The 26654-nt window shown below is 65.8% G+C and carries 27 protein-coding genes and 2 tRNA genes; 18 read left to right on the top strand and 11 right to left on the bottom strand.

Annotation, left to right across the window (positions count from 1 at the left end; genetic code table 11):
• Window positions 1-16: 16 nt before the first annotated feature.
• Window positions 17-2758, bottom strand: coding sequence for a phosphoenolpyruvate carboxylase (gene ppc, locus FHS28_RS08535; RefSeq protein WP_246409841.1), 2742 nt, complete (start codon window positions 2756-2758; stop codon window positions 17-19).
• 437 nt (window positions 2759-3195) lie between these two features.
• Here ppc and hemC point away from each other — a divergent pair, with 437 nt between their 5' ends.
• The 8 genes from hemC to greB all read left to right on the top strand — a co-directional run bounded on the left by hemC (window position 3196) and on the right by greB (window position 9492).
• The gene (gene hemC, locus FHS28_RS08530; RefSeq protein WP_088450337.1) at window positions 3196-4131 is read left to right on the top strand and encodes a hydroxymethylbilane synthase; all 936 of its coding nucleotides are present in this window, start codon (window positions 3196-3198) and stop codon (window positions 4129-4131) included.
• 4 nt (window positions 4132-4135) lie between these two features.
• On the top strand, window positions 4136-5035 hold the full coding sequence (locus FHS28_RS08525; protein ID WP_088450335.1) for a uroporphyrinogen-III synthase: 900 nt from the start codon (window positions 4136-4138) through the stop codon (window positions 5033-5035).
• Window positions 5032-6165, top strand: a complete 1134-nt coding sequence (locus FHS28_RS08520; protein ID WP_310736764.1) for a uroporphyrinogen-III C-methyltransferase — start codon at window positions 5032-5034, stop codon at window positions 6163-6165. Before FHS28_RS08525 ends, FHS28_RS08520 begins: the two co-directional genes overlap by 4 nt.
• Before the next feature lie 10 nt (window positions 6166-6175).
• Complete coding sequence (locus FHS28_RS08515) at window positions 6176-7426, top strand: heme biosynthesis protein HemY (protein ID WP_088450333.1); 1251 nt, start codon at window positions 6176-6178, stop codon at window positions 7424-7426.
• Window positions 7427-7567: 141 nt separating this feature from the next.
• A tRNA-Arg gene (locus FHS28_RS08510) sits at window positions 7568-7644 on the top strand.
• 87 nt (window positions 7645-7731) lie between these two features.
• A tRNA-Arg gene (locus FHS28_RS08505) sits at window positions 7732-7808 on the top strand.
• Window positions 7809-8083: 275 nt separating this feature from the next.
• On the top strand, window positions 8084-8788 hold the full coding sequence (locus FHS28_RS08500; protein WP_088450331.1) for a DUF4114 domain-containing protein: 705 nt from the start codon (window positions 8084-8086) through the stop codon (window positions 8786-8788).
• 134 nt (window positions 8789-8922) lie between these two features.
• Window positions 8923-9492, top strand: coding sequence for a transcription elongation factor GreB (gene greB / locus FHS28_RS08495; protein ID WP_088450329.1), 570 nt, complete (start codon window positions 8923-8925; stop codon window positions 9490-9492).
• Here the strand turns inward: greB and FHS28_RS08490 are convergent.
• From FHS28_RS08490 to FHS28_RS08475, 4 genes are all read right to left on the bottom strand, one after another.
• The gene (locus tag FHS28_RS08490; RefSeq protein ID WP_088450327.1) at window positions 9482-11746 is read right to left on the bottom strand and encodes a RelA/SpoT family protein; all 2265 of its coding nucleotides are present in this window, start codon (window positions 11744-11746) and stop codon (window positions 9482-9484) included. The genes greB and FHS28_RS08490 overlap by 11 nt on opposite strands.
• A gap of 152 nt (window positions 11747-11898) precedes the next feature.
• Window positions 11899-12102 (bottom strand): DNA-directed RNA polymerase subunit omega, encoded by a 204-nt coding sequence (gene rpoZ / locus FHS28_RS08485; RefSeq protein ID WP_058936171.1) that lies wholly within the window; start codon window positions 12100-12102, stop codon window positions 11899-11901.
• Between the two features lie 27 nt (window positions 12103-12129).
• On the bottom strand, window positions 12130-12768 hold the full coding sequence (gene gmk / locus FHS28_RS08480) for a guanylate kinase (protein ID WP_088450325.1): 639 nt from the start codon (window positions 12766-12768) through the stop codon (window positions 12130-12132).
• A gap of 334 nt (window positions 12769-13102) precedes the next feature.
• Window positions 13103-14020: a YicC/YloC family endoribonuclease gene (locus tag FHS28_RS08475; RefSeq protein ID WP_088450323.1), complete on the bottom strand. Its 918-nt coding sequence runs from the start codon at window positions 14018-14020 to the stop codon at window positions 13103-13105.
• A gap of 31 nt (window positions 14021-14051) precedes the next feature.
• Between FHS28_RS08475 and FHS28_RS08470 the strand changes: the two genes are divergently transcribed.
• The 5 genes from FHS28_RS08470 to hemW are packed head-to-tail and all read left to right on the top strand — an operon-like array spanning window position 14052 to window position 18481.
• Window positions 14052-15020 (top strand): serine/threonine protein kinase, encoded by a 969-nt coding sequence (locus FHS28_RS08470; RefSeq protein WP_058936168.1) that lies wholly within the window; start codon window positions 14052-14054, stop codon window positions 15018-15020.
• The gene (locus FHS28_RS08465; protein WP_058936167.1) at window positions 15017-15913 is read left to right on the top strand and encodes a PP2C family protein-serine/threonine phosphatase; all 897 of its coding nucleotides are present in this window, start codon (window positions 15017-15019) and stop codon (window positions 15911-15913) included. The genes FHS28_RS08470 and FHS28_RS08465 overlap by 4 nt, the downstream gene beginning before the upstream one ends.
• Window positions 15914-15924: 11 nt before the next feature.
• Complete coding sequence (rph, locus tag FHS28_RS08460; protein WP_088450321.1) at window positions 15925-16659, top strand: ribonuclease PH; 735 nt, start codon at window positions 15925-15927, stop codon at window positions 16657-16659.
• A 21-nt stretch (window positions 16660-16680) separates the two neighbouring features.
• Window positions 16681-17286 carry an RdgB/HAM1 family non-canonical purine NTP pyrophosphatase gene (gene rdgB / locus FHS28_RS08455; RefSeq protein ID WP_088450319.1) on the top strand — a complete coding sequence of 202 codons (606 nt, stop codon included), beginning with the start codon at window positions 16681-16683 and terminating at the stop codon, window positions 17284-17286.
• A gap of 10 nt (window positions 17287-17296) precedes the next feature.
• Window positions 17297-18481: a radical SAM family heme chaperone HemW gene (gene hemW / locus FHS28_RS08450; protein ID WP_088450677.1), complete on the top strand. Its 1185-nt coding sequence runs from the start codon at window positions 17297-17299 to the stop codon at window positions 18479-18481.
• A 5-nt stretch (window positions 18482-18486) separates the two neighbouring features.
• Here the strand turns inward: hemW and FHS28_RS08445 are convergent, their stop codons facing one another.
• From FHS28_RS08445 to FHS28_RS08435, 3 genes are read right to left on the bottom strand one after another with little or no spacing between them, the layout of a single operon-like run.
• The gene (locus tag FHS28_RS08445; protein ID WP_088450317.1) at window positions 18487-19596 is read right to left on the bottom strand and encodes a protein-glutamate methylesterase/protein-glutamine glutaminase; all 1110 of its coding nucleotides are present in this window, start codon (window positions 19594-19596) and stop codon (window positions 18487-18489) included.
• A 30-nt stretch (window positions 19597-19626) separates the two neighbouring features.
• The gene (cheD, locus tag FHS28_RS08440; RefSeq protein WP_088450315.1) at window positions 19627-20298 is read right to left on the bottom strand and encodes a chemoreceptor glutamine deamidase CheD; all 672 of its coding nucleotides are present in this window, start codon (window positions 20296-20298) and stop codon (window positions 19627-19629) included.
• A gap of 58 nt (window positions 20299-20356) precedes the next feature.
• Window positions 20357-21217, bottom strand: coding sequence for a CheR family methyltransferase (locus tag FHS28_RS08435; protein WP_088450313.1), 861 nt, complete (start codon window positions 21215-21217; stop codon window positions 20357-20359).
• Between the two features lie 231 nt (window positions 21218-21448).
• Here FHS28_RS08435 and FHS28_RS08430 point away from each other — a divergent pair, with 231 nt between their 5' ends.
• From FHS28_RS08430 to FHS28_RS08415, 4 genes are all read left to right on the top strand, one after another.
• Window positions 21449-22165, top strand: coding sequence for a GGDEF domain-containing protein (locus FHS28_RS08430; protein WP_310736763.1), 717 nt, complete (start codon window positions 21449-21451; stop codon window positions 22163-22165).
• On the top strand, window positions 22162-22977 hold the full coding sequence (locus FHS28_RS08425; RefSeq protein ID WP_375140725.1) for a MinD/ParA family protein: 816 nt from the start codon (window positions 22162-22164) through the stop codon (window positions 22975-22977). Before FHS28_RS08430 ends, FHS28_RS08425 begins: the two co-directional genes overlap by 4 nt.
• Window positions 22978-22998: 21 nt before the next feature.
• The gene (locus tag FHS28_RS08420) at window positions 22999-23457 is read left to right on the top strand and encodes a group II truncated hemoglobin (protein ID WP_088450309.1); all 459 of its coding nucleotides are present in this window, start codon (window positions 22999-23001) and stop codon (window positions 23455-23457) included.
• Between the two features lie 82 nt (window positions 23458-23539).
• On the top strand, window positions 23540-23926 hold the full coding sequence (locus FHS28_RS08415) for a hypothetical protein (protein WP_088450307.1): 387 nt from the start codon (window positions 23540-23542) through the stop codon (window positions 23924-23926).
• A 50-nt stretch (window positions 23927-23976) separates the two neighbouring features.
• Here FHS28_RS08415 and FHS28_RS08410 read toward each other — a convergent pair whose 3' ends face one another.
• The 3 genes from FHS28_RS08410 to radC form a co-directional block, all read right to left on the bottom strand.
• On the bottom strand, window positions 23977-24657 hold the full coding sequence (locus FHS28_RS08410) for a hypothetical protein (protein WP_184294401.1): 681 nt from the start codon (window positions 24655-24657) through the stop codon (window positions 23977-23979).
• 161 nt (window positions 24658-24818) lie between these two features.
• Entirely contained in the window at window positions 24819-25460 is a 642-nt protein-coding gene (locus FHS28_RS08405) for a Smr/MutS family protein (RefSeq protein ID WP_310736762.1), read from the bottom strand.
• Complete coding sequence (gene radC / locus FHS28_RS08400; RefSeq protein ID WP_088450301.1) at window positions 25457-26131, bottom strand: RadC family protein; 675 nt, start codon at window positions 26129-26131, stop codon at window positions 25457-25459. Before radC ends, FHS28_RS08405 begins: the two co-directional genes overlap by 4 nt.
• A gap of 73 nt (window positions 26132-26204) precedes the next feature.
• Here radC and FHS28_RS08395 point away from each other — a divergent pair, with 73 nt between their 5' ends.
• Complete coding sequence (locus FHS28_RS08395) at window positions 26205-26648, top strand: FKBP-type peptidyl-prolyl cis-trans isomerase (protein WP_088450299.1); 444 nt, start codon at window positions 26205-26207, stop codon at window positions 26646-26648.
• Window positions 26649-26654: the final 6 nt, after the last annotated feature.

Raw genomic sequence — 26654 nt, 5'->3', positions numbered from 1 at the left:
CCGATGACGCTGACGCTCAACCCGTGTTGCGCAGACCGGCAGCGATCCCGTTGATCGACAGGTGGATGCCCCGCTGCACCCGCTCCATGCGCGGATCCTCGGCCCGGTTCTCCACCGGAATCGCGCGATACCGACGCATCAGTTCCACCTGCAGGTGGTTCAGCGGATCGATGTAGGGGAAGCGGTGCTCGATGGAGCGCGCCAGCGCCGGGTTGGCCGCCAGTCGATGCCCATCGCCGGTGATCAGCGCCAGCGCCTCTTCGGTGCGCTGGAACTCCGCCTGGATGGCGGTGAAGATCTTTTTGCCCAGGCGCTTGTCTTCAACCAGCTCCAGATAACGCTGGGCGATGTCGAGGTCCGCCTTGGCCAGCACCATGTCCAGGTTGGACAGCAGTGTGCGGAAGAACGGCCACTGCTTGAACATGCGCTTGAGCAGCGCCAGCTTCTCGTCGCGCTCGGCACCCTTGCCAAGGAAGCTCGCCACGCCGGAGCCGAAGCCACACCAGCCCGGCAGGGTGATGCGGGACTGGCCCCAGCTGAAGCCCCAGGGAATGGCCCGCAGGTCTTCAATCGCGCGTGTCGCCTTGCGGGACGCGGGACGGGAGCCGATGTTCAGTTCCGCAATCTCGCGGATCGGGGTGGCGGCAAAGAAGAAGTCGGCGAATCCGGGCGTGTCGTAGACCAGGCCGCGGTAGGCGGCGAAGCTGGTGTCGGACAGCGCCTGCGCCGCGTCCATGAAGGACTTGGGCGCGGGCTTGGTCGGGTGCAGCAGCGTGGCTTCCAGCGTGGCCGCCACCAGTGTTTCCAGGTTGCGCCGGCCGATCTCCGGATTGGCGTATTTGGAGTTGATCACCTCGCCCTGTTCGGTCAGGCGGATCTGTCCGTTCACCGTGCCTGGGGGCTGCGCCAGGATGGCCTGATAGCTGGGGCCGCCGCCCCGGCCGACCGTGCCGCCACGGCCGTGGAACAGGCGCAGCGTCAGCGGCCCCTGCTGGCGCAGTTCGTCGAACAGCTGCACCAGCGCGATCTCGGCGCGGTAGAGCTCCCAGCTGCTGGTGAAGACGCCGCCGTCCTTGTTGGAGTCGGAGTAGCCCAGCATGATGTCCTGCTCGCCGCCGGAGCGGCGCACCAGTGCAGCCATGCCCGGCAGTTCATAGAAGCTGCGCATGATCTGTGGCGCGTGGCGCAGGTCGGCGATGGTCTCGAACAACGGCACCACGATCAAGTCGCTGGTGGCTTCGCCGTCCAGCGTGCCGCGCAGCAGGCCCACTTCCTTCAGCAGCAGCTGCACCTCCAGCAGGTCGCTGACGTCTTCGGTGTGGGAGATGATGTAGTGGCGCAGGGCCTCGCGCCCGTAACGGCGCAGCGATTCGCGGGCGGTCTCGAAGATCGCCAGTTCGCGCTCGGCGTGGTCGCTGTAGTCCATGCCCAGCACCCGCAGCGGACGGGTTTCGTTGAGCAGGCGCAGCAGCAGTTGGCGACGGGCAGCTTCGTCCAGGGCGCTGTAGTCGTCGCAGACGCGGGCGATGCGCAGCAGCTCGGCCACGACCAGCTCGTGCTGGTCCGAACTCTGGCGCAGGTCCAGCGTGGCCAGGTGGAAGCCGAAGACCTGCACCGCACGGATCAGCGGCTTCAGGCGCGGTGCGATCAGCGCATGGGCGTGATGGCTCTCCAGCGACGTCTGGATGACCCGCAGGTCGGCCAGCAGCTCGTCCGGCGTCAGGTAGGGCGATTGCGGTGCCACCGCATGGCGCAGCGCTTCGGTGCCGGTGAGCTCGTGCAGGGTCGCGGCCAGCCGCGCATACATGCCGGTGAGGGCGCGGCGATAGGGCTCGTCCATGCGATGTTCATTGCGGTCCGGGCTGCGTTCGGCCAGGGCCTGCATCTCGGGCGTCACGCCGGTCAGCCGCAGGGAGATCGACAGCTCCGCGCCCAGCGCATGCAGCTCGGTCAGGTAGTGGCGCAGCGCCACTTCGGCCTGACGGCGCAAGGCCTGGCGCATGGTGTCGGCGGTGACATTGGGATTGCCGTCCCGGTCGCCGCCGATCCATTGGCCCATGCGCAGGAAGGACGCCACCGACTCGCCGGGCAGCGCTTCTTCCAGTTCCGCATACAGCTTCGGGATCTCGCGCAGGAAGGTGGCGTGGTAGTAGCTCAGCGCGTTTTCGATTTCGTCGGAGACGGTCAGCTTGGAATACCGCAGCATGCGGGTCTGCCAGAGCTGGGTCACCCGGGCGCGGATCAGGCTTTCGTTCGCAGCCTTTTCGCGGTCGGTGTGCAGATGGTCGCGCTGGGTGACCAGCTCGGCGAGGGCGCGCTCGGCATCCAGGATGCTCTTGCGCTGCACCTCGGTCGGGTGGGCCGTCAGGACCGGGGAGACAAAGCCATGCTGCAGCGTACGAGCCACTTCACCGGGACGCACACCCGCTTCGAACAGCCGCTCCAGTGCATAAGCCAGCGAGCCGGGCTGCAGACTGCCCTCCCGGTCGTGGATCTCGCGGCGGCGCACATGGTGGCGGTCTTCGGCGATGTTGGCCAGGTGAGAGAAATAGCTGAAGGCGCGGATCACGCTCACCGTCTGCTCACCGGAGAGGCCCTTGAGGAGCTTGTCCATCTGCTTGCCGGCCTGCGCGTCGCGCTTGAGGCGGAAGGCCACCGACAGCTGTCGCACTTTCTCCACCAGCTCGTAAGCTTCACGACCCTCCTGCTCACGGATCACCTCGCCGAGGATGCGGCCCAGCAGGCGGATGTCTTCCATCAGCGGCTGGTTCTTGTCCTTGGCGGCGCGGCTGGCGGCAGGCGAGGTTGCAGCGCGCAGCGTCAACGCCTTGGCGCTGGCCTTGGCAGCGGTCTTCACAGCAGTCTTCACAGCAGTCTTTGCAGCCGTCATGCCGGAAGTCCTGGAGAGGGCTTGACCCTTCCCCTTGGCGGATGCGGCTGCGGAAGGCTTCGCGGCGGCGGCCTTGACGGAGCGGGAGCGGGAGGCGGGGCTGGCAGGCATGGCGTCGTCTTGCGGCTGAAGGAGGGTGGCAGGGCGGGGCGATGTAACCGAGTTACCTGCATTTGACTGTATCAGTTTCCGCCCGGGCGACTGACGCGCAGCCGTCCCCCAAACCTCGATATCGCTCAACCAACGCTTCGTCTGGGTGGGAGGCCCGATTGCTGCCGGCCCGCGCTCCGCTACGATGCTCCCCCATGACGCAAACAGAAGCATTCGTGATCGCCACGCGCGAAAGCCGCCTGGCGCTCTGGCAGGCGGAGCATGTACAGGCGCTGCTGCAGGCGCGCGGCCTGGAGGTGTCCCTGCTGGGCATGACGACGCGGGGAGATCAGATCCTGGACCGGACCTTGTCCAAGGTGGGCGGCAAGGGGCTCTTCGTCAAGGAACTGGAAAACGCGCTGGAGGACGGCCGGGCGCAGCTGGCGGTGCATTCGCTCAAAGATGTGCCGATGGAGCTGCCCGAGGGCTTCGTGCTGGCCGCCGTGCTGGAGCGGGAAGATCCGCGCGATGCGCTGGTGTCGCCGCGATATGCCTCGCTGGCCGAGCTGCCGCAGGGCGCCTGCGTGGGCACCTCCAGCCTGCGCCGGGTCACCCAGATCCGCAATCTGCGACCCGATCTGCGGGTGGAGCCGGTGCGCGGCAATCTGGACACGCGCCTGCGCAAGCTCGATGAAGGACAGTACGACGCGATCCTGCTCGCCGCGGCCGGGCTCAAGCGGCTCGGGCTGGAACATCGCATCCGGCAATGGTTCAGCGTGGACGAGATGATTCCCTGCGCCGGTCAGGGTGCCCTCGGCATCGAGATCCGGGCCGCACATCAGCCGCTGCTGCCCCATCTGCTGGCGATGACCCATGTGCCGACGCATCTGGCGGTGGTGGCCGAGCGTGCGGTGTCCCGCGCGCTGGGCGGCAGCTGCTCCATGCCGCTGGCGGCGCATGCGGTGTGGGAACCGAGCGGTCTCCTTCAGCTAACCGCGGCGCTGGGCCACCCGGTCGAGACCGATCGGCCCCTGCTGCGCGCTGCCGCCGCAGCGCCGGTGACCGACCTGGCCGCTGCCGAAGCCCTGGGCCAGCAGGCGGCCCAGGCGCTCCGCGATCTCGGTGCCGCCGGTTATCTCGGGGACGTCTGAGCCCATGGCGGACGGACCTCGGCTGCTGCTGACCCGTCCGCTGGCGCAGGCCCGGGACTGGTCGGAACGTCTGGCCGGACTGGGCGTGCCCACGCTGGCCTTTCCGTTGATCGACATCGTGCCGGGCGCGGACCCGGCGCTGGCCGCGCAGGCGTGGGCGGAGCTGCCGCGACTGGCGCTGGTGATGTTCGTCAGCCCGAATGCGGTGAAGCACTTTTTTGATCACCGCCCCAACGGACAGCCCTGGCCGGCCGGTGTGCTGGCCGCGACGGTCGGGCCGGGCAGCGCGCATGCGCTCGAGGCGGCCGGCGTGCCGGCCGATCAGATCGTGCAACCACCGCTGGGCGCGGACAGCCTGGATTCCGAGCATCTCTGGCCGGAAATCCAGCGTGTGGCGGGGTCGGACTGGACGGGGCGTCACGCCCTGCTGGTGCGTGGCGACGGCGGCCGTGAATGGCTGGGTGACCGGCTGCGCGAAGCCGGGGCGCAGGTGGCCGCGGTGAGTGTCTATCGTCGGCAGTGTCCGGTGCTGGATGCGCGGACGCATCAGCAACTGGCGTCTGCCTTGCATCAACCGGATCGTCACATCTGGCTGTTCAGCAGCTCGGAAGCGATCGGCTATCTGGCCGCGATGGTGGCCGGGGAGGCAACGGCCTCAGCATCCCAACGAACGTCACCGGAGTGCGGGACGACGCCGGACGCCACAGCTCACCGGGGCTCGGTGCCGCAGCCCCCCATCGCGGTGAACTGGCGCGCCGTTCGCGCCGTGGCTACCCATGAGCGCATTGCCGCGCGGGCACGTGCGCTGGGCCTCGTACATGTGGTTTTGGTGCGACCTGACGCCGCCGCAGTGGCCGAGGCTTTCCGACGGTTGTCGGGGTGCCCCCTAGAATCGCCCACGTGAGCGAGACCAACACCCCAGCGGCCGACGTTTCGGCGCCCTCCACCCCCTCCCCGTCGCCGCGGACCGGCGGCGCCACCCTGTCACAGGCCGTGGTGGCCGTGGTGGGCCTGATTGCGCTGCTGGCGCTGGGCCTGGCGTGGCAGAGCCAGCAACGCCTGAAGCAGGCGGAGCAGGAACTGGTGCGGCGGCAGGACAGCAGCCAGAGCGACGCCAATATCGCCCGGGATCAGTCCCGACAGGCCCAGGAACTGGCGCGAGACACCGCCGCCAAGGTGGCGCTGCTCGATGCCAAGCTGGCCGAAGTCGGCCTGCAGCGTGAGCAGCTCGAGACGCTGATCCAGTCCATGACCCGCTCGCGCGACGAAAACGTGGTGGGCGACATCGAAGCCTCGCTGCGCGTGGCCATGCAGCAGTCGGCCATCACCGGCAGCGCCGAGCCGCTGGTGTCGGCCCTGCGCCAGGCCGACGACCGCCTGGCCCGCTACCACCAGCCGCGCCTGGAAGGCGTGCGCCGCGCGGTGGTGCGGGACCTGGACCGCATCAAGGCGGTCAGCGTGGTGGACGTCTCCACCCTGACGATCAAGCTGGATGAAGTCGCCCGGCAAGTGGATGAGCTGCCCTTGCTGGCGGTGAGCCAGCCGGGCAATGACCCCGCCCGCACCGCCGCTGGCGGTCGTCCGGCGCGTTCGGCCACGCCCGCAGCCGCAGCGGCGCCGAGCGCGCCGCTGGATCCCAATGCCGGCTGGTGGGAGCGTGTGCTGCACGGCGCTGGCGACAAGTGGGACCAGCTCTCCAGCGATGTGTGGCGCGAAGCCCGCGGCTTGCTGCGGGTGACACGCATCGACCATCCCGAAGCGGCCCTGATGGCGCCGGAGCAGATGTTTTTCCTGCGCGAGAACCTGAAGCTCCGTCTGCTCAATGCCCGCCTGGCCCTGCTGAGCCGCCAGTTCGACACTGCGCAGTCGGACCTGACTGAAGCGCAGGGCATGCTGGACCGCTACTTCGACGATCGCTCCCGCAAGTTGGGCGTGACCAAGGAGCTGCTGCGCCAGGTGCAAGGGCAGGCCCGTCAGGTGCAGGTGCCGCGTCCGGACGACACACTGGCCGCGCTGAGCGCGGTCGCCCGTTGAGGACAGCGCCATGCGGATGGTGATCTGGCTGGTGCTGCTGTTCGTCGCTGCTGTCGTGGCGGCGCTGACTTTGGGAACCAACGACGGTCTGGCCAGTTTCTACTGGCGCGGCTGGCGGATGGACCTGTCCCTCAATCTCTTCCTGCTGCTGCTGTTTGGCGGCTGTTTCGGCCTGATGACGCTGATGCAGTCGATCGACGCCCTGCTGACGCTGCCCAAGCGCGCCCGGCTGTGGCGCATGGCGCAGCGGGAGCGCAGTGCGCAGATCGCGTTGCGCGAAGCGTTGGCGGAGTTCTTTGGGGCCCGCTACAGCCGTGCCCAGAAGGCGGCCGAGCGTGCGCTCAACATTCAGGCGATGACACCTGACCTGGCGCAGGACGGTGCCTTCATGGCCCTGGCCCATCTGGTGGCGGCCCAATGCGCCCATCGCCTGCAGGACCGCCGCGGCCGCGAGGAGCATCTGCGTCTGGCGCTGCAAACCGCGCAAAGCACCAGCGGCGCCCGTCCTCAGGAAGAGGGTGCCCGGCTGCTGGCCGCCGAATGGGCCCTGGACGACCGCGACGCGCAGCGGGCGCTTTCCCTGCTGGCCGAACTGGGCCCGGGCGTGGCGCGTCGCACGCAGGCGCTGCGCCTGAAGCTTCAAGGCAGCCGGCTGGCGCATGAGCCCCTGGAAGCCCTACGCACCGCACGGCTGCTGGCCAAGCATCAGGGCTTCTCCAAAGCTGCGGCCCAGGGTCTGCTCCGCTCGCTGGCCTGCGAGGCCCTGGAAGAGGCACGGGATGTGGATCAACTGCGTGTGTCCTGGCAACAGCTGGACGCCGCGGATCGCCGGGATGTTTTTGTGGCTGCCCGTGCGGCCCAGAAGGCCGCATCGCTGGGGGCGCCGGACGATGGTCGCGGCTGGCTGCGTCCGTTCTGGGAGGCGATTGCCGACCAGGGGGACGATGAACGCCGCGCGCTGGCCGAGGCGCTGGTGCCATGCATGCCGGGCCTGGGCCCGGAGTGGCTGCAGCGCCTGGAGTTTGCGGTGCAGCGTTTCCCGCGGGACATGACCATGGCCTATGCCCTGGGCCATGCGCTGGCCGAGCGGCAGCTCTGGGGCAAAGCTCGCCTGATGCTGGAGCAGGCCGGCGAAGACCGCGAGCTGTCGGTGGCGGCGCGCCGCCGCAGCTGGCTGCGTCTGGCCGAAATGGCGGACAACGATGGCGATGCGGAGCGCCGTGCGCGGTGCTTTGAATCGGCGGCCCGATTGGGGGACTGATCGCGAGCGATCTTGGCGGAGGCCGTGCCGATGGGCAGGTTCTCGCAGGAGGACGGCTGGGCGATTGGCGCGCGCGCAAGCCCAATCCACCCGCAGTTCTTGCTCCACCCCAAAAATGCATGCTATAGTCGTAGTCTTTCAGCGGCTGTAGCTCAGTTGGATAGAGTACTTGGCTACGAACCAAGGGGTCGTGGGTTCGAATCCTGCCAGCCGCACCAGAAAAACAGTGAGTTGCTCTTTGGGTAGCTCACACAACAAATCAGGACACCGCTTCCACGACGGTGGTGTCTTAATCAAAAAGTCGTGCGGCTGTAGCTCAGTTGGATAGAGTACTTGGCTACGAACCAAGGGGTCGTGGGTTCGAATCCTGCCAGCCGCACCAAATCTGAAGGCCAGTGCTTCATTGCACTGGCCTTTTTCTTTTGTCGATTCTGTTGATGGGTGTTCGGTCGGAGTGACTGTCACCGTATTCGTCATTTGACAGCCTCCGCTGACCTCCATTTGTCAGCTGGATTTTTAGTGAATCTTCCCGCTGCTTTGTCGGGGGAACTGGCAGGGCTGGACGGGGCACTTGAGCCACGTGTCGGTATCGGCGTCTGAGCGCCGCGCGGAGATCCGCGGACCGGCACCTCCCTTGACTCAAGTACGGTTCCATTCATGAATCTCTTCCATTTGAATTTCAATCCCTGGGCCGGCGGTGCGTTCGGCCCCGTGTCCGGCTTCAGTGGCGGGCCAGGCGGCTTCCAACCGCCGTTCGGCTTCGGCGGCGGACTCGCCAATGCCTGGATGAATCACACCGCCCATGGCATGAGCCACGGCTGGGGCGCCTGGGGTGGTCACGGCAGCCACGGCAGCCACGGCGGCCATGGGGGCTGGGGCCACCACGGCATGATGGGCCCGCAGGGTCACGGCAACCATGGCGGTGGCTGGGGCATGTCTCCGTGGGGCCAGGTCCGTCCCGTCCCCAGCAAGGGCGAGTGGAGCGCCGAGAACGGCGGCTTCACCGTGGGCCGCAGCGGTCAGCTCGATGTGCAGATCGGCCATTCGGACGCGCAGTTCAAGAACAACCTGCAGTTCCGTGTGGACGGCGGCCCGTGGCAGTCGATCGGCCATTCGAAGAACGAAGGCAAGAAGGTCAGCATCCATGCGGACCCGGGCGCGAATGTGCAATTCCGGATTCAGACGCCGGAAGGCAACACTTTCCGCGCCGGCACCACCCGCAATTCAGACGGTCTGGACCACGGCAAGGTCACCCAGAGCGGCCGTGGCTACAAGCTGGGCTTTGAAGACCTGAAGGGCGGCGGCGACGGTGACTTCAACGATGCCGTCATTTCGGTGCGGGACCCGGGTCGCTGGGGTTAATCGCTCGTTGACGTTCACCGGTCATCGGCCGTCACCGGCCCTCGGAAATTTTCTTCATCGACCCTCCAGGGCCCATTCGCCACCGCGATGGGCCCTGTTGTCATGAGGGTGCCGGTTGGCGCCACAATGCCCCCATGAGCAAGGCATTCACCAAGGAAAGTGACGCAGCAGATCCGGACGACGACGAGGGCCCCTCGTTACCGGCCATTCCCAAGGGCTCGCGCAATTACATGACGCCGGCCGGTTATGCGCGGCTGCGCAGCGAGTTCATGCAACTGCTGGATGAGGAGCGACCGAAGATCGTCGAGATTGTCTCCTGGGCCGCCAAAAACGGCGACCGGTCGGAGAACGGCGACTATCTGTACGGGAAGAAGCGGCTGCGCGAAATCGACCGCCGGCTGCGCTTCCTGACCAAACGCCTGGACATCGCTGAAGTGGTGGACCCCAGCGCCCACCATGGCAGCGATCAGGTGTTTTTCGGCGCGACGGTCACCTATGCCGATGGCAAAGGCGTGGAGCGCACGATCACCATCAAGGGCATCGATGAATCGGACAGCCTGGCGGGTGAGGTGAGCTGGGTGTCGCCGATTGCGCGCACCCTGCTCAAGGCCCGGGAAGGGGATGAGCTGCAGCTGGTCACGCCGGTGGGCGTGGAGACCATCGAGGTGATCGAGGTCTCCTACCCGGCACCGGTCAAGGTTTGACGCGCCAGACGCGCATCACTGCCGCAGAGCGCTTGAGGGTGCGCAGCGTGTCGGCCAGATGCAGGCGGTCCCGCACCGCCAGCAGCAAGGTCATTTCGGCAGTTTCGCGCTGGGCGGAATCGTCACTCATGGCGATGTGGGTGATGTCCGCCTCGGCGCTGCTCACCGCCGTGGCGATCTGCGCCAGCACGCCCTTGCCGTTGCGCATCAGCACGCCCACTTCGGCTTCGAAGCTGCGGCTGAGTTCTTCGGCCCAGCCGACGGCAATCCAGTGTTCGCTGTCGCGCTGGAACAGCCGGCGACCCACCGCGCATTCGCCGGTGTGGATGACCAGGCCTTCACCGCGGCCCAGATAGCCCTTGATGTCATCGCCAGGGATGGGGCGGCAGCAGGTGGCCAGTCGCACCGAGGCACCTTCGCTGCCATCGATCAGCACCTGACCCTGGGAAGGGGCGTCGTCGGTGGCGAAGCGGCCCATGGTGAGCAGCACGGCATCGGGCCGCTGTCCTTGTTCCGACAGCGTGCGGGCCAGCTTCTTTGCCACGATGCTCGCGATCTTGCGGCCGAGGCCAATCTCCACCAGCAACTCGTCCACATGGCGATTACCGGCCCAGCGGGCCAGGTCCTGCCAGAGCGCAGCGGCGGGGGCGTCTTCTTCGTTCAGGCTGGGCAGGGCCAGACCCTCGGCGCGCAGCGCCTGGGCCAGCATCTTGTGTCCCAGCTCGCGGGACTCTTCCTGCTCCAGGTTCTTCAGGAAGTGGCGGATCTTGGAGCGCGCGCGGCCGGTGCGTACAAAGCTCAGCCAAGCCGGATTGGGCCGGGCGCCGGCGGCGGTGACCACCTCGATCACATCACCACTTCGAAGTTCGGTGCGCAGCGGCACCGCCTCGCCATTGACCTTGGCCGCGACGCAGTGGTCGCCGACGTCGGAGTGGATCGCATAAGCGAAGTCCACCGGCGTGGCGCCCTTCGGCAGCGCCATGATCTTGGATTTGGGGGTGAAGACGTAGACCGCGTCCGGGAACAGGTCGATCTTCACGTGCTCCAGGAATTCGGTCGCGTCGCGGGTTTCGTCCTGGATGTCGAGCAGCGATTGCAGCCAGCGCGAGCCCAATTGCTGCGCGGCCTTGGCGTCGCCCTTGCTCTTGTAGAGCCAATGGGCCGCCACGCCTTTTTCCGCCACCATGTGCATGGCTTCGGTGCGCATCTGGAATTCCACTGGCGTGCCGAGTGGGCTCACCAGGGTGGTGTGCAGCGACTGGTAGCCGTTGGGCTTGGGAATCGCGATGTAGTCCTTGAAGCGGCCCGGCTGCGGTTTGTAGAGCTGGTGCAGCACGCCGAGCGACCAATAGCACTGCGGCAGGTCCTGCACGATGACGCGAAAGCCGAAGATATCGCTCACCTGCGCGAAGCTCAGGTGTTTCTCGCTCATCTTCTTGTAGATGGAGAACAGCGTCTTTTCCCGGCCCTGGATTTCCACCCGCAGGTTGGCTTCCGCGAACGCCTTTTGCACGTCCCGCTCAATGCGGGTAACCAGATCGCGCCGGTGGCCGCGGGCCTTGGTGACCGCCTTGGCCAGCGCCGCGTGGCGCCACGGATGAATGTACTGGAAGGACAGCTCCTGCAGTTCCCGATAGATCTCGTTCAAGCCCAGCCGGTGGGCGATGGGGGCGTAAATGTCCAGCGTCTCGCGGGCAATGCGGCGGCGCTTGTCGAAGGCCATGTGCTGCATCGTTCGCATGTTGTGCAGCCGGTCCGCCAGCTTGATGAGGATGACGCGGACATCCCGCGCCATCGCCAGCAGCATCTTGCGAAAACTCTCGGCCTGGGACTCCTCCCGCGTGGAGAACTGCAGCTTGTCCAGCTTGGTCAGGCCATCCACCAGTTCGGCGGTGGGGGCCTCGAAACGCTCGATCAGCTCGGTTTTGGTGACGCCGCAGTCTTCCATGGCGTCGTGCATCAGCGCGGCCATGATGGCCTGGGCGTCCAGCCGCCAGTCGGCACACAGGCCCGCCACGGCGATGGGATGGGTGATGTAGGGCTCGCCGCTGGCGCGGAATTGACCCAAGTGGGCTTCGTCAGCGAACTTGTAGGCCTCGCGGATGCGCTTGACGTCGGCCTTGGGCAAGTAGTGCAGGCGGGCGACGAGGGCGTCGAAGGAGGAGGCCTCGGAGGCAGGCGCGGGCGCGGCCTTCGGGCCGGCGAGTCCGGTCAGACCGGGAATGTGTGCAGTAGCGAAGGAGCGAAGACCCATGTGCCAAATTTAACCCATGGGATGGGGGCTTTCCTGCGCAGGGCTACTGGGCATGCGCTGCAGACGCCCCAAAGCGACAAAAGGCGCCCAATGGGCGCCTTTTGTGGCGGCTCAGCAGCGGATGCGCTGCCGATGAAGCGGGAATGTCCGCGTCAGACCGGCACGCGGCGCAGCATTTCCACGCCGACGTCGCCATTGGCGACTTCGCGCAGGGCAGTGACGCCGGGCTTGTTCTTGGATTCCAGCTTCGGGGCATGGCCCTGGCTGAGCATGCGGGCGCGGTAGGTCGCGGCGAGCACCAGCTGGAAGCGGTTGGGGATCTTGGTCAGGCAGTCTTCAACGGTGATGCGGGCCATGCGGATGTCCTGGAGGAGGGTGAAGAGTTAGTTCGCGCTGGGAGCCTCAATGAGGTCGAGCGCCCGGAACACGGCAGAGCGGTTTCGGAGCTGAGTCGCGTATTTTAGCCGTTGTGCTTGCACGATGGCTTTCAGGTCGAACAAAGCGGTCTCGAAAACCGCATTGATCACCACAAAATCGAAGTGCCGGGCCTGTGCCACCTCGTTGCGAGCGTTCTCCATCCGCTGGGCGATGACTTCGGGCTCGGTGTCGCCGCGGCGGATGAGACGCTGACGCAGTTCATCCCAACTGGGCGGCAGGATGAAGATGAGCACGGCGTGAGGAAAGAGCTTCTTGATCTGCAGGGCGCCCTGGTAATCGATTTCCAGGATGACGTCTTCGCCCTGGGACATGCGCTGTTCGATGGCGGCGCGCGAAGTGCCGTAGAGGTTGCCATGCACCTCGGCCCATTCGAAGAAGTCGCCGCGGGCGACCATCGCACGAAATTCCTCCGGTCCGACGAACAGGTATTCGCGGCCGTGCTGCTCTTGGCCGCGCGGGGCCCGGGAGGTATGAGAGACCGAGACGGTCAGCTTGGCATCCAGTTCCAGCAGCGCCTTGACCAGACTGGACTTGCCAGCCCCACTGGGGGCGGCCACAACGAACAAATTACCGGGGTATTCCATCGGGCAATTTTAGCGCCTGGCGCAGGCAAGGCCGCGGTGACGGGCGGTTGGGCCGGACGTGCCGCTGCATCTCCGAGACTTTCATCTCGGTTCTCGCTGCGCATGGGGCAGGCGCCGGACCACTCAAGCGTGCGTAGGGTGCCGCAACCTGTCGGACAACTCCGCGCGAGGAGGACCTGTTTGATACCGAGCGAGATGTCGCGCGCATCAATGGCGTCGCCGAAGCCCCGCGGTCTGAAAGGGCCCGCATATTGAGGCTGCCTTGCGGCTGACCATAAAGGTAATTGATGAGTAATGTGCTGAACCCAGCCGAGGCGGCCAGCGCCTCGTCCTGTCACTCGATGTTCTGCACCTGCTCCCGCAGCTGCTCAATCGCCACCTTCATCTCCACCGAAATGTTGGTCAGCTCGATCGCCACCGCCTTGGAACCCAAGGTATTGGCTTCACGGTGTAACTCCTGCATCAGGAAGTCGAGGCGTTTGCCGATGTCGCCACCCTTTTTGAGCAGGCGTTCCACCTCATCCAGGTGGGAGCGAAGGCGGGTCAATTCCTCGGCAACGTCAATACGAAGGGCATACGCCGCAGCCTCATTCACTGCACGTTCCTGCAGCGATTGCTCGGACACGGAAGTGGTCGCGCCGGCAGCCGATAAGGCCTCTTTCCAACGCTCCAGAAAACGCTCCTGCTGACGCTGAACCGCAGCCGGAATCAGCGGCTCCGCCTGGTCGGCCAACTGGCGCAAAGTGGCCACCCGCTGCTTGAGCATCGTGACCAGTTTCGCCCCCTCGCGCTCACGCGCTTCGAGGAAGCTCTTGAGACACTGCCTGGCCGCTTCCAGCACCTGTTCATCGGCAGGAGCGGGCCCACCGGTGCCGCCCTTGCACCACTGCAAGGCCTCCTGCACCGACAGACTTTGTGCCTTCGGGAGCCAGGCTTGAACCTGCTCCTGCAGACGCGCCAGACGGTTGAGCTGGTCGGGTTGCGGATTGGGTACCGAGCTCTCGGATTCGCGCTGCATCGCAATGCGCAATTCCATCTTGCCGCGCTTGACCTGGCTGGTCACCAGCTCGCGCAGCGCAGGCTCCAGCGCGCGCAGCTCGTCGGGCATGCGGAAGCTCAAATCCAGGAATCGCCCGTTCACCGACCGGGCCTCCACGGTGACGCCTGCGGCGACGTGAGCACTAGGGGTTTCGCCGGAGGTCGTCGGTTGTGCCGTGGCGCTGGCATAACCGGTCATGCTGTAAACTGGCATCAGCTATCGGTAGAGAAATCGAACCGCGATTATGTCAAAGCCGAAACCGGCGCCCCTGCCCGCAGGCACGGTGGTGGGTGGATATCAGATCATCAAAAAACTGGCTGCGGGTGGTTTCGGCGTGGTGTACCTCGCCGAAGACCCCGACCATCATTTGGTGGCTCTGAAAGAGTACCTCCCCTCATCACTGGCCGAACGATCCCCCGGAGAACTGACGCCCCGCGTCAAACCGGAAAAACAGCCCCTGTACAGACTGGGGCTGCGCAGCTTTTTTGAAGAAGGCCGCTCACTCGCGCAAATTTCGCACCCCAGCGTTGTCTCGGTGCTGAATTTCCTGCGGGAGAATGAGACCGTCTATATGGTCATGAACTACCTGCAAGGGGACACCCTGCAGGACTTCATCGTGACCGCTCGGGATTTGAAGCGCGACAAGGTCTTCCGTGAATCCACCATCCGGTCCTTGTTCGACGAGATCCTGAAAGGGCTGCGCATCGTGCACCAGCACAAGATGCTGCACCTGGACATCAAGCCGGCCAACATCTTCATCACCAACGACAACAAGGCGGTGCTGCTGGACTTCGGTGCGGCGCGCGAAGTGCTGTCCAAGGAAGGCAACTTCATCCGTCCGATGTACACCCCGGGCTTTGCCGCACCGGAGATGTACCGCCGTGACGGATCGCTGGGCCCCTGGACCGACATCTACGCGATCGGTGCCTGCATCTATGCGTGCATGCAGGGCTATCCGCCCAACGACGCGCCTCAGCGTCTTGAAAAAGACCGCCTGGGCCTGAGCCTCTCGCGCCTGCGCAATGTGTATTCGGACAACCTGCTGGAAGTGACCGAATGGTGCATGTCGCTGGACCCGCTGACCCGTCCGCAGAGCGTGTTTGCGCTGCAGAAGGAACTGTCGCGGGAGACCGAGCGTCGCTACACCAAGCTCAGTTTCAGTGAACGCCTGAAGCTGCAGCTCGAGAACCTCAAGACCGGAGCCAAGGCGTGAGGTTTTCCGTCTATCAGGTCAGCCGCCGTGGCGGCCGGGAAAAGAACGAAGACCGCATGGGGTATTGCTATACCCGTGAGTCCGGCCTCTTTGCCCTGGCGGACGGCATGGGCGGCCATCCCGACGGCGAAGTCGCAGCCCACATGGCGCTGCAGAACGTCGCCGCCCTGTATCAACGCGATGCGCAGCCGGTGCTGCCGCATCCGACCCAATTCCTGGAAACCGCCGTCCTGCTGGCTCACCAGCAACTGCTGGCCTATGCCGCCGAGCGCGGCATGAGCGACACACCGCGCACCACTGTCGTGGTGGCGGTGATGCAACAGGGCCAGATCTGGTGGGCGCACTGCGGTGACTCCCGCATGTACCTGGCGCGGGACACCGAACTCATCGCCCGCACCCGGGACCACTCCTACAGTGAGCTGCAGGAAGCCCTGGGCCGTCATGCGACTGGCGCCGAACGCTTCAACCGCCATGTGCTGTTCACCTGCCTGGGCAGCCCGGGCAAGCCGATGATCGACGTCAACGGTCCGGTGCTGCTGCAGAACGGCGACCGCATGCTGCTCTGCTCGGACGGTCTGTGGAGCTCGGTCAGCGATGCCGACATCCTGCGCCTGCTGTCTGAAGCGCGCACCGTGGCCGATGCCGTGCCGGAACTGGTGGAGCAGGCGCTGCGCCAGGCCGGCGCCCGCAGTGACAACGTCACCGCGCTGGCCGTGGAATGGGAAGGGGAGGGCGATGCGCCCGACTCCATCTCCACCCAGGACCTGGACGACCAGGGCTTTGCGTCCACCATCCAGGGCGCGGGCCAGGAACAGCTCGACGAAGCCGAGATCGACAGCGCCGTGCGCGAGATCCAGGACGCCATTCGTCGCGCTGGCAAGAAACCCCGCTGAAGGAACATTCCATGACCGCTATTGCCAGCCGCCCGCAAGGGCGCGCGGCCGACGCCCTGCGCCCGGTTCGCATTACCCGCCACTACACCCGTCACGCTGAAGGCGCGGTGCTGATCGAGTTCGGCGACACCAAGGTGCTGTGCACCGCGTCGGTCGAAGAAAAGGTGCCGCCGCACAAGAAGGGCTCGGGCGAGGGCTGGGTCACGGCGGAATACGGCATGCTGCCGCGCGCCACCCACACCCGCAGCGACCGCGAAGCCGCCCGCGGCAAGCAGACTGGCCGCACGCAAGAAATCCAGCGCCTGATCGGGCGCGCGCTGCGCTCGGTGTTTGATCTGAAGAAGCTGGGCGAGCGCACCATTCAGCTGGACTGCGATGTGCTGCAGGCGGATGGCGGCACCCGCACCGCTGCCATCACCGGCGCCTATGTGGCTGCCTTCGATGCAGTCAGCTTCCTGCTGTCGCAAGGCAAGATCAGCGAGTCGCCGCTGCTGGATGCGGTGGCCGCCATCTCCGTCGGCATCAAGGACGGTCAGGCACTGCTGGATCTGGAGTATGTCGAAGACTCCACCTGCGACACTGACATGAATGTCGTGATGACCGGCGCCGGTCACTTCGTGGAACTGCAGGGCACCGCCGAAGGCGTGGCTTTCACCCGCGCCGAGGTGGATGTGCTGCTGAACCTCGCCGAAAAGGGCATCCGTGACCTGCTGGTCGCGCAGCGACAGGCCCTGGGTCTTTTTTGAGTCCGCTGGGAGGAGCAAGCGATGAAGTTGGTCCTGGCCTCCAACAATGCCAAGAAGCTGAAGGAACTGCAGGCGCTGTTCCAGCCGATCGGGCTGGAACTCGTCACCCAGGGCAGCCTGGGGATTCCTGAGGCCGAGGAGCCGTTCGACACCTTTGTCGAGAACGCGCTGACCAAGGCCCGCCACGCCGCCCGCGAAAGCGGCCTGCCTGCGCTGGCCGACGATTCCGGCCTGGCGGTCGATGCCCTGGGGGGCGCGCCCGGCGTGCTGTCCGCGCGGTACGCCACGCTGTTCGGTTTCGAGAAGAGCGATGCGGAGAACAACCGTGTCCTGCTCGACAAGCTGTCCGGGCAGACCGACCGCCGTGCGCGTTTTGTCTGCGCGCTGGTGGCCGTGCGTTCAGCCACTGATCCCGAGCCGTTGATTGCGATGGGGCGCTGGAATGGTGAGATCCTGACGGCTGCGCGCGGCGAGGCGGGATTTGGCTACGACCCGCTGATGTTCATTCCATCCCTCGGCCAGAGCGTGGCGGAGCTGGGTGCCGAGCAGAAGAACCGGCTGAGCCACCGCGCGCTGGCGTCGGAAGACCTGCTGCGTCAGATGCGCGAGGCCTGGCACCTTGGCTGACATCATCCGCATGATGCGGCCCGGCACGCTGAGCCTGTCGGCGCTGCCGCCGCTCTCGCTGTATGTGCATCTGCCCTGGTGCCTGCGCAAGTGTCCGTACTGCGATTTCAACTCGCATGAGTTCCGCGCCGGTAAGGAGCTGGACGACGAGACCGCTGCCCGTTATCTGGCTGCGCTGCGCGCCGATCTTGAAGCGTCGCTGCCGCTGGTGTGGGGCCGCCCGGTCATCTCGGTGTTCATCGGCGGCGGAACGCCCAGCCTGTTCAAGCCGTCACAGATCGCGGAGCTGATCTCCGATCTGCGCGCGCGTCTGCCGCTGGAGCCGGGCTGTGAAATCACGATGGAAGCCAACCCGGGCACCTTCGAGCGCGAGCGCTTCGCCGGCTTCGCCCAGGCGGGGGTGACGCGGCTGTCCATCGGCGTGCAGAGCTTTGATGATGCGCAACTGGCGGCGCTGGGTCGGGTGCACAGCAGTGCGCAGGCGCATGCGGCCATCGAAGAAGCGGCGCGATCCTTCGACACCTTCAACATCGACCTGATGTATGCGCTGCCCGGGCAGACGCTGGAGGATCTGGGCAAGGACCTGGATCAGGCGCTGGCCTATCGGCCGCCGCACCTGTCGGTCTATCACCTGACCATCGAGCCCAACACCCGCTTTGCCAACCAGCCGCCAGAGCATCTGCCCGATCCGGACCTGGCCAGCGACATGCTGGACCTGATCACCGACCGCACCGCCATCCAGGGGCTGTCGCGTTATGAAGTGTCGGCGTATGCGCGGGACGGCCACCGCTGCCAGCACAACCTGAACTACTGGCAGTTTGGCGACTACCTCGGCATTGGCGCCGGGGCGCATGGCAAGCTGTCGTTTGCGCATCGCCTGCTGCGGCAGGTGCGCTGGCGCGATCCCGCCACCTACATGGCCAAGGCGATGGAAGGGCAGGCGGTGTCCAACGAGAACGAAGTCGCGCGGTCGGAGCTGCCGTTCGAATTCATGCTCAATGCGCTGCGTCTGAAGGACGGCGTGTCGATGCAAAGCTTTCTGGAGCGCACCGGCCTGCCGCCGTCCAGCATCGCGCAGGCGATGGCGCAGGGACGCGCCAAGGGCCTGCTCGATCCGGACCCGGCCGTGATCCGTCCAACACCCCTGGGATTCGATTTCCTGAGCGATCTGCAGGCGCTGTTCCTGGCGTCTTGAAGCGATCAGACCCGGTTGAGCGACATCCCTGCCGTGCTGCGCAGCCGCTCGATCAGGCGGGTGGCAATCTGCTGCAGCGGCAGCACTTCATCGGCCGCACCGGCGTTGATGGCTTCCCGGGGCATGCCGAAGACCACGCAGGTGGCCTCGTCCTGCACCAGGTTGTAGGCGCCCGCATCCTTCATCACCTTCATCGCCTTGGCGCCATCGGCGCCCATGCCGGTCAGCATGATGCCCAGCGCGTTCTGGCCCACCACACGGGCGGCGGACTGGAACAGCACTTCCACCGACGGCTTGTGGCGGTTCACCGGCTCACCGTCCTGCACCCGCGCGATGTAGTTCGCACCCGAGCGCTCCACGCTGAAATGCATGCCCCCCGGGGCAATGTAGCCGTGACCTGGCAGGATCCGCTCGCCGTCCTGCGCCTCCTTCACACGGATCTTGCACAGCCCGTCCAGACGGGCGGCATAGCTGCGGGTGAAGCCCGGCGGCATGTGCTGGGTGATGCAGACGGCCGGGCAGTCGGCCGGCAGGTTGATCAGCACGTCCTTGGTGGCTTCGGTGCCACCGGTGGACGCGCCAATGAAGATGATCTTCTCGGTCGACAGACGGCCCAGGCTGGCAATCGGCGCGGCCGGGCGGGCTGCCGCGGTGCTGTGGGCCGCGGCTGCGCCCACGGCACCCGCGGTGGGCGCAGGCGGCAGACGGCGGATCTGCGCCTTCGCTGCAATGCGGATCTTGTCGGTGATGTCCTGCGCGAGGGCACGGATGCCGTCCGCCACACCAATCTTCGGCTTGGCCACGAAGTCCACCGCGCCCAGTTCCAAAGCCTTGAGCGTGACTTCCGCGCCGCGCTCGGTCAGTGTGGAGACCATCACCACCGGCATCGGACGCAGGCGCATCAGCCGCTGCAGGAAATCCAGCCCGTCCATCTTGGGCATTTCCACGTCCAGCGTGATCACGTCGGGATTCAGGTTACGGATCATCTCCCGCGCCGCCAGCGGGTCACTCGCCGCGCCGATGCACTGCATGTCCGGCTGTCGGTTGATGATCTCGGTGAGGATGCTGCGCACCAGGGCGGAATCGTCCACCACGACGACGGTGGTCTTGGCCATTTCTTATTACTCCTCGATACAGCAGCCGGGTCAGAACAGGTCGATCGACCCGCCCGAGCTGGCCACAGGTTGTGCCTTTTGCGCAGCGGCCTTGTCCTGCTGCACCAGTGCGTCCGCGTTGGCGGCCGCGAGGCGCTTCACCATGGCCTTGCCGCTGCGCGGCAGGAAGCAGACCTTGCGGGGGTAGATATCCATCACGTCCTTGGACACCACCGGAATCCGTTCTGTCTTCAGGTAGTCCAGCACGAAGTTGGTGTTGCGCTCGCCAACGTTGATGGTGTTCATGCCGGCGATGACGGCGCCGCCGCCGAAGATCTTGGCTTCCATCCGTCCCTTGCTGGCACCGCGCTTCATCATTTCGTTGATGAGCAGTTCCATCGCGAAGGAGCCGTAGCGGCCGGAGTCCCCCTGACCTTCGGGCAGCATGAAGTGGTTCATGCCGCCGATCTGTGCATGGCGGTCCCAGAGGCACGCGGCGATGCAGGACCCCAGCGTGGTCATGACCAGCAGATCTTCGTTGTCCACGAAGTACTCGCCCGGCAGCACCTTCACCGCCGCATTCTTGAAATGGGCGTCGTAGAAGAAGAACGAGGCTTCTCCCTGCTTGCGCGAGTGCGTCTTGAGCTGGGCCACCCGTGCCGCACCGGCACTGGCCAGCGCCGTGCTGTTGAGCAGGGCTTGAGAGGCGTTGGGCATGCTCATGAGGTCAACAATCCAAAAGGGTGGTACATCAAAAATCTGGACGCAGCGGACTGGCTGGTCAGCCGACCCGCTCGTAGATCGTCTTGCCGCGCAGCTTGAACAGGTCGCGCGACTCGGTGAAATTCTCCGAGTGCCCCACAAACAGCAGGCCGCCCGGACGCATCACCCGATGGATGCGTTCCAGTACCTTGCGCTGCGTCGGAGCGTCGAAATAGATCATGACGTTCCGGCAGAACACGATGTGGAACGGCTCCCCCAGGGACCACTGCGCATCCATCAGGTTCAACGTCCGGAACTCGATCATGCGCGCCAATTCGGGCTTCACGCGGATGCGCCCCTCGTTGGCGCCCGTGCCGCGCAGGAAAAATTGCCGCAAGCGCTGAGGAGATAGCCCTCGCGACTCCGCCGAATACACACCGCGACGCGCCGTGTTGAGCACATTCGTGTCGATGTCGCTGGAAATGATCTGCACGCCCGAGCTGCCCCCGAGCGATTCCTGGCAGGTCATCGCGATGGAATACGGTTCCTCGCCGGTGGAGGCCGCGCAGCACCAGATGCGGAGGGGTTTGCCGGTGAGCGTTTTCAGATCATCCGTCAGGGAATGGAAATGGTGCTCTTCCCGGAAGAAGGAAGTGAGGTTGGTCGTCAGGCAATTGACGAATTCCTGCCATTCCTGATCCGCCTGAGGGCCGGTGACGCTTTCCAGCCACTCCAGATAACTGGCGAAGGACCGATGACCGGTATCCCGCAGCCGCCGCGAGAGGCGGCTGTACACCATGGCGTGCTTGCCGTCATGCAGGCTGATGCCGGCGTGCTGGTAGATCAATTGCCGGACACGGTCAAAGTCCGCCCGGCTGAAACTGAATTCATGGTCGATCGCCTCAACGGGGGAGGCCGGAGCCGTGGGTCCAGGGCGCATGGGGCAAAACTTCTTAAGTGTTAGGGATGCCGTAGCACCAAGGGGTCGTCAAAAACAACCAATCAACCCCGTTATGGTGAACGCCATTGTCGGCAATCGATAGTTTGAGCGCTAGACCGTAAAAAGATGTGTGAAAGAGGTGGGACTCTGGCGTCTTTTTTTGACCCCACCCTGGGGGGATGCACTGCTAGACTGCTTTTCGGAATCCCCCCTCGTGCCTTCCGGATCGCCTTGGATCAACCGCCCCGTCTCATCCCAGCGCATGCGCTGCGCCTGGAACTGGCCCTGCAGCTGCTGCAGCAGGCTGGAGCCATGCTTCCGGATGCCGAGCCCTACACGGAAGTGTGGTTGCAAGGCATCCTGGACGCGTTGTGTGACCTCTCCAGCAAGGATGCGCTGACCGGACTGGTCAACCGACGCAGCTTTGAGATGGCGCTGGACCGGGAGCTGGACCGCGTGGCCCGCTCCGGTGAACCGGCCCTGTTGCTGGTGCTGGACATCGACCATTTCAAGGCCATCAATGACAACCACGGCCACGCCGCCGGTGATCAGGTCATCCGTGCGGTGGCCCGGTCCATCAGCCAGATGGTGCGTCCGATGGACACGGTGGCGCGGATTGGCGGTGAAGAATTCGCCATCATCCTGCCCAACTGCCCCACCACCTACGGGGTGACGGTGGCGGAGAGAATCCGGGAGCGGGTCGCCAGTTTGACGGTGGAGGTGGGCCAGGCCGCGCCGCTGACCACCACCATCAGCATCGGAGGAGCTTTTGCGCCGCAGTGGGTGAGGTCTTCCGCATTGTTGTGGACGGAGCGGGCGGACCGCCAGCTCTATCGTGCCAAGGCCGAGGGCCGCAATCGTGCCTGCCTGGAGAGCCATATCGACTCCCTGGTGTCGGCAGAGGAAAAAGGCATGTTGTTCGCCGTAACGCAACAGGATAGTGAATGAGCATGACAACAGCTCCTGCTGCAAGACCCGCCCGTGGAGGCGCCCGGACCTTGGCCGTGACCAGCGGCAAGGGGGGTGTGGGCAAAACTTTTGTATCCGCCAATCTGGCGGCAGCCCTGGCGGCGCGGGGCGACCGCGTGCTGGTGCTGGATGCCGACCTGGGCCTGGCCAATCTGGATGTGGTGCTGAACCTGCATCCCAAGCTGACCCTGCATGATGTGTTCACCGAGCGCTGCACCCTGGAGCAGGCGATCCTGCCGGCCCCGGGCGGTTTTCATGTGCTGCTCGCGGGCTCTGGCATGGTGGAGTATTCGCGGCTGACACCGGACGTGCGCGACAAGCTGCTGCACATCCTGGAAGTGGTGCGGCCGCGCTTTGACTGGGTGATTCTGGATACCGGCGCCGGCATTTCGGACGTGGTGCTGTTTGCGGTCTCCATGGCCAATGACGTGCTGGTGGTGGCCACGCCTGAGCCGACGTCGCTGACGGATGCGTACGCCACCATCAAGGTGCTGGCGACCCAGCAGAACCGTCGTCATGTGGGCCTGGTGATCAATCAGGCCAATCGCCCTGGTGAGGGCAAGCTGATCTGCGGTCAGCTGCAGCAGGTGCTCCAGCGCTTCGTCGGCCCCACGCCCGGGCACACCTTCAAGCTGGAACTGCTGGCCGAAGTGAAGAACGACCAGATGGTGCGTCAGGCGGTGCTCAAGCGGCAACTGCTGCTGGAGCACTATCCCGGGTCCGACGCGGCCCAGGCCGTCCGTGCGCTGGCGACCAAGCTGCTGGAGCAGCGGGCCGCCGCGCAGGCCTGACGGAAGAGGGCGCGACCTGAGATGAGCCACAGCGAGAGCGACAGCCAGAGCCAGGGTGGGAGCGAAGGCGGCAAGACGTCCCCGGCGACCGCCTTCGAGTGGGTCGGCGGCGAAGAGGCGGTGCGACGCCTGGTGGATCGTTTTTATGACCTGATGGACCTGGAGCCGGGCTTTGCCGAACTGCGCTCGGTCCATCCGACCACTTTGGACGGGTCCCGGGACAAGCTCTTCTGGTTTCTGTGCGGCTGGCTGGGCGGGCCCGACTACTTCGTCGAGAAGTTCGGTCACCCGCGGCTGCGCGCGCGGCACATGCCCTTCCGCGTCGGCCACGTTGAACGCGACCAGTGGATGGCCTGCATGAAGCAGGCAATGACCGAATGCGGCCTGGAAGACACCCTGCGGGAGCGGCTCACCGCCGCCTTCGGCAACACCGCCGACTGGATGGTCAACCAGGCGCCGCCAGTCCGCAAGGTGTTCTGACGCGTGCATTTCTAACAGGGGCGGCCTTCCCGTCGGGGGGGCGGTGAACACGGCGGCCCCGCCATCGTCTACCGTTGAGCCTATGATGTTCCAACCGTATGACGACGATGTGGTCGGCATCGATGCCAATCCCGACCTGCTCCATGTCCGCATCGAAGACGGCCAGCTGTGGCTGTCCGACGACGCGCGTCAGGACATCGAGATCTGTGCGGGGCAGTGCCCGAACACCTCCAACCCGCGGCTGATGCTGGAATTCCTGCGCTCCGCCTGCCTGCGTCTGCAGCTGGTGGACATGGAAAGCGAGGAGGCCGAGGGAGCGTTCATGTCCTTCTGCGTGCTCAAGGGGCTGGAACATGCCATTGACACCCACTGGCAGGGCGCGGATGCCGTCGGCGCCTTCCGGCCCGAGCAGCTGCTGCACGTGTTCACCTCCAGCTTCCATCCGCAGGTCAGCATGACCCTGCATTGAGGGCACTGGGCGCGTGAGCGGCCCGAGCGGGATGCGCGGGCCAGGGTTTCTTAATCGACCCGGAATCCGAAGTCCTGCTGGAACCGGTGATTGCCGGGGCAGACGTAGTGCTGCCGCAGCGCGGTCTCGATCGATGCCGTGAGCGCGCGACGGGTACGGGCGTCCATGCCTCCCTGCAACGCCCGGATCTCAACGGCCACCACACGGCCGGCCTGCACCTCAGCCACCGCCCGGAAGACGGCTTCGCCGGACCAATGGACCGCCGGCATGTCCGGCGCACCCATCGAGGTACAGACCAGCCCCGGTGCAACCGGCTCCCGGGCGGCAGTGCCGCTGCCCGTACCCCCGGGCCCCGTCGCGCCTGTCACCCCTGCGCCGGCGGATTCCCCCGGCACTCCGTTGCCAGCCAGAGCGGGTGTGACCGTCTCGGACGGGGGCTGAGGGTTCACCAAAGGGGTGACGACCGAAACGTCCGGGACCTCCACCAGCCGAGGCGTGATCGATGCCAAGGGCGGCTGAGGCAATACGTCCACGGTGGGCGTCGGCGGTGGTGGCGTGCGGGCGACGTCCATCTGCACCTGGGTCAGCGGTGGTGGCTTGGGCGCGGCATGGCGCCGAAAACCTTCCACCAGCGCGGCCACCATGGCCACGTGCACAAGACCGACCAGAATCAAGCCGGCGCTGCGGGTGTGACCGGCGGCGCCCCAGGGGCGAACGGTTGCTGAAGGCATGCGAATCCCTCCCCATCGAAACGATGGCTACGTAATTGAGAATAGATGTCAACAACGCCGGCGTGGGCCCAGACTAGGGGCTTGCCGAGGGACCGTCAATGCAATTCCTGCGCGTGCAGGCATCAAAACAACGCGCGAAAACCCGGGGGAACGTTCTGGGGTCAGGTCGCGTTGAGCAGCACCATGAGGGCGCCGCTGCCGCCATCGCTGGCGCGGGCCTGGACAAAGGCCAGCACCTCCTGCTTCTGCACCAGCCAGCGCCGCACACGCGCCTTCAGCACCGGCTCACGACCCGGGGAGCCGTTGCCCTTGCCATGGACCACCCGCACACAGCGCAGGCCGCGGCGGGCGCTGTCGTGGATGAACTGGCCCAGGGCCTCGCGGGCCTGATCACGGCGCAGGCCGTGCAGGTCGATCTGGCCCTGCAGCGCCCAATGCCCACGGCGCAGCTTGCGCACCGACTCCTGGGTGATCTCGGGGCGGCGGAAGGACAGGGTTTCGTCGGTCTCCAGCAGCGAATCGACATCAAAGTCGTCCGACAGAGCCTGCTTCCAGGCCGCCTGCTCGTCCAGCATCCGCTGCAGCGGTTCCGGTGACGGCCGGCCGGGCTGCAGCAGCACGCGATTGGCCTCCGGCATCTTCACCACCGTCCCGACGGTCAGCTCAAAGATGCGAGCTTCCTGCTCGCGCAGACGCGCCTGCGCCGCCTCGCGTTCGCGACGCTCTTCTTCCGCCCGCTGGCGGATCCGAAGTTCTCGGTGCAGGGTCTGCAGGTCTTGCAGGCTGCGCAGGCGATCATTCACAACAAACCCAATTCGGCCATGGAGACAGCGTGCCCCGCGCCAACCACAAAGTGGTCCAGCACCGACACCTCCACCAGGGCCAAGGCTTCCTTGAGCGTCCGGGTGAGCCGGATGTCGGCCTCGGACGGCTGGGCATGGCCGGACGGATGGTTGTGCGCCAGGATCACCGCCGCGGCCTCCAGGGCCAGCGCGCGCTTCACCACTTCGCGGGGATACGCAATGGTATGGGATAGGGTACCCCGGAACATGTTATCCATGCGGATGAGGCGGTGGCGGACATCCAGAAACATCACGGCGAAGCACTCGTGGGGCAGGGCGTCGAGCTGCAAACGCAGGTAGGTGCGCACCGCGTCCACCGATTCGAACACCGGCTGGTCGGACAGGCCTTCGCGCAGGCCGCGGCGGGCGAGCTCCATGACGGCGGCCAGCATGGCCTGCTTGGCGGGCCCCACGCCGCGCAGCTCGCCGAGGTCCTTCGGATCAGCGCGGAGCAGGCCCGCCAGTCCGTTGAAGCGGTCCAGCAGCTCCCGCGCCAGTGCCAGCACGGATTGGCCGGGCAGGCCGGTGCGCAGCAGCACGGCCAGCAGTTCGCTGTCGCACAGGGTTTCGGGGCCGCGGGACAACAGTTTTTCGCGCGGACGGGCGTCGAGGGGCAGGCTGGCGAGGGTCATCTGAAGCGCTCTCGGGAGTTGGGCAGCGCTCAAGCCTAAAATCCGGCTTCGATTCCCAAAATACCCCTGACTTGTGAACCTCGTCCAACCTGGATCGTTCCTGACCCTGCATTACCGGCTCACCGGCCCGGATGGCCAGGACGTGATCAACACCTTCAACGACAAGCCGGCCACGCTGTCGCTGGGGACCGGCGAGCTCGCGCCCGCGATCGAAGCCCGCCTGATCGGGCTGGCGGAAGGCAGCCGCACCGTGCTGGAACTGGGCCCGGGCGAGGCCTTCGGTGATCGCAATCCGGAGATGATGCAGCGGGTGAAGCTCAGCCTGATGCGCGAGCTGGGCGACCCCTCGGAGGTGTACCAGGTGGGGGATGTGGTGCAGTTTCCGACCCCGGATGGCCAGGGCCAGTACGCAGGCGTGGTGCGGGAAGTGGGCGCGGATTGGCTGCTGTTCGACTTCAACCATCCGCTGGCCGGGCAGCCGGTGAGCTTTGAAGTGCAACTGATTGGTGTGTTGTGAGCGGAG

It is taken from the genome of Roseateles terrae (assembly GCF_014192155.1).
GTDB lineage: Bacteria > Pseudomonadota > Gammaproteobacteria > Burkholderiales > Burkholderiaceae_C > Roseateles > Roseateles terrae.
Note: the sequence above shows the minus strand (reverse complement) of the source record. Positions and strands in the feature narration are given on the sequence as shown.

Excerpts from the sequence above, each read along its gene's own strand:
- greB (WP_088450329.1), top strand. The coding sequence starts at position 8,923 with ATGAGCAAGGCATTCACCAAGGAAAGTGACGCAGCAGATCCGGACGAC.
- FHS28_RS08500 (WP_088450331.1), top strand. The coding sequence starts at position 8,084 with ATGAATCTCTTCCATTTGAATTTCAATCCCTGGGCCGGCGGTGCGTTC.
- FHS28_RS08525 (WP_088450335.1), top strand. The coding sequence starts at position 4,136 with ATGGCGGACGGACCTCGGCTGCTGCTGACCCGTCCGCTGGCGCAGGCC.
- FHS28_RS08515 (WP_088450333.1), top strand. The coding sequence starts at position 6,176 with ATGCGGATGGTGATCTGGCTGGTGCTGCTGTTCGTCGCTGCTGTCGTG.
- FHS28_RS08410 (WP_184294401.1), bottom strand. The coding sequence starts at position 24,657 with ATGCCTTCAGCAACCGTTCGCCCCTGGGGCGCCGCCGGTCACACCCGC.
- FHS28_RS08475 (WP_088450323.1), bottom strand. The coding sequence starts at position 14,020 with ATGCCAGTTTACAGCATGACCGGTTATGCCAGCGCCACGGCACAACCG.
- FHS28_RS08415 (WP_088450307.1), top strand. The coding sequence starts at position 23,540 with ATGATGTTCCAACCGTATGACGACGATGTGGTCGGCATCGATGCCAAT.
- rpoZ (WP_058936171.1), bottom strand. The coding sequence starts at position 12,102 with ATGGCCCGCATCACCGTTGAAGACTGCCTGACCAAGATCCCCAACCGC.
- FHS28_RS08470 (WP_058936168.1), top strand. The coding sequence starts at position 14,052 with ATGTCAAAGCCGAAACCGGCGCCCCTGCCCGCAGGCACGGTGGTGGGT.
- FHS28_RS08445 (WP_088450317.1), bottom strand. The coding sequence starts at position 19,596 with ATGGCCAAGACCACCGTCGTCGTGGTGGACGATTCCGCCCTGGTGCGC.
- hemC (WP_088450337.1), top strand. The coding sequence starts at position 3,196 with ATGACGCAAACAGAAGCATTCGTGATCGCCACGCGCGAAAGCCGCCTG.
- FHS28_RS08420 (WP_088450309.1), top strand. The coding sequence starts at position 22,999 with ATGAGCCACAGCGAGAGCGACAGCCAGAGCCAGGGTGGGAGCGAAGGC.
- cheD (WP_088450315.1), bottom strand. The coding sequence starts at position 20,298 with ATGAGCATGCCCAACGCCTCTCAAGCCCTGCTCAACAGCACGGCGCTG.
- rdgB (WP_088450319.1), top strand. The coding sequence starts at position 16,681 with ATGAAGTTGGTCCTGGCCTCCAACAATGCCAAGAAGCTGAAGGAACTG.
- radC (WP_088450301.1), bottom strand. The coding sequence starts at position 26,131 with ATGACCCTCGCCAGCCTGCCCCTCGACGCCCGTCCGCGCGAAAAACTG.
- rph (WP_088450321.1), top strand. The coding sequence starts at position 15,925 with ATGACCGCTATTGCCAGCCGCCCGCAAGGGCGCGCGGCCGACGCCCTG.
- gmk (WP_088450325.1), bottom strand. The coding sequence starts at position 12,768 with ATGGAATACCCCGGTAATTTGTTCGTTGTGGCCGCCCCCAGTGGGGCT.
- ppc (WP_246409841.1), bottom strand. The coding sequence starts at position 2,758 with ATGGAAGACATCCGCCTGCTGGGCCGCATCCTCGGCGAGGTGATCCGT.
- FHS28_RS08435 (WP_088450313.1), bottom strand. The coding sequence starts at position 21,217 with ATGCGCCCTGGACCCACGGCTCCGGCCTCCCCCGTTGAGGCGATCGAC.
- hemW (WP_088450677.1), top strand. The coding sequence starts at position 17,297 with ATGATGCGGCCCGGCACGCTGAGCCTGTCGGCGCTGCCGCCGCTCTCG.
- FHS28_RS08425 (WP_375140725.1), top strand. The coding sequence starts at position 22,162 with ATGAGCATGACAACAGCTCCTGCTGCAAGACCCGCCCGTGGAGGCGCC.
- FHS28_RS08490 (WP_088450327.1), bottom strand. The coding sequence starts at position 11,746 with ATGGGTCTTCGCTCCTTCGCTACTGCACACATTCCCGGTCTGACCGGA.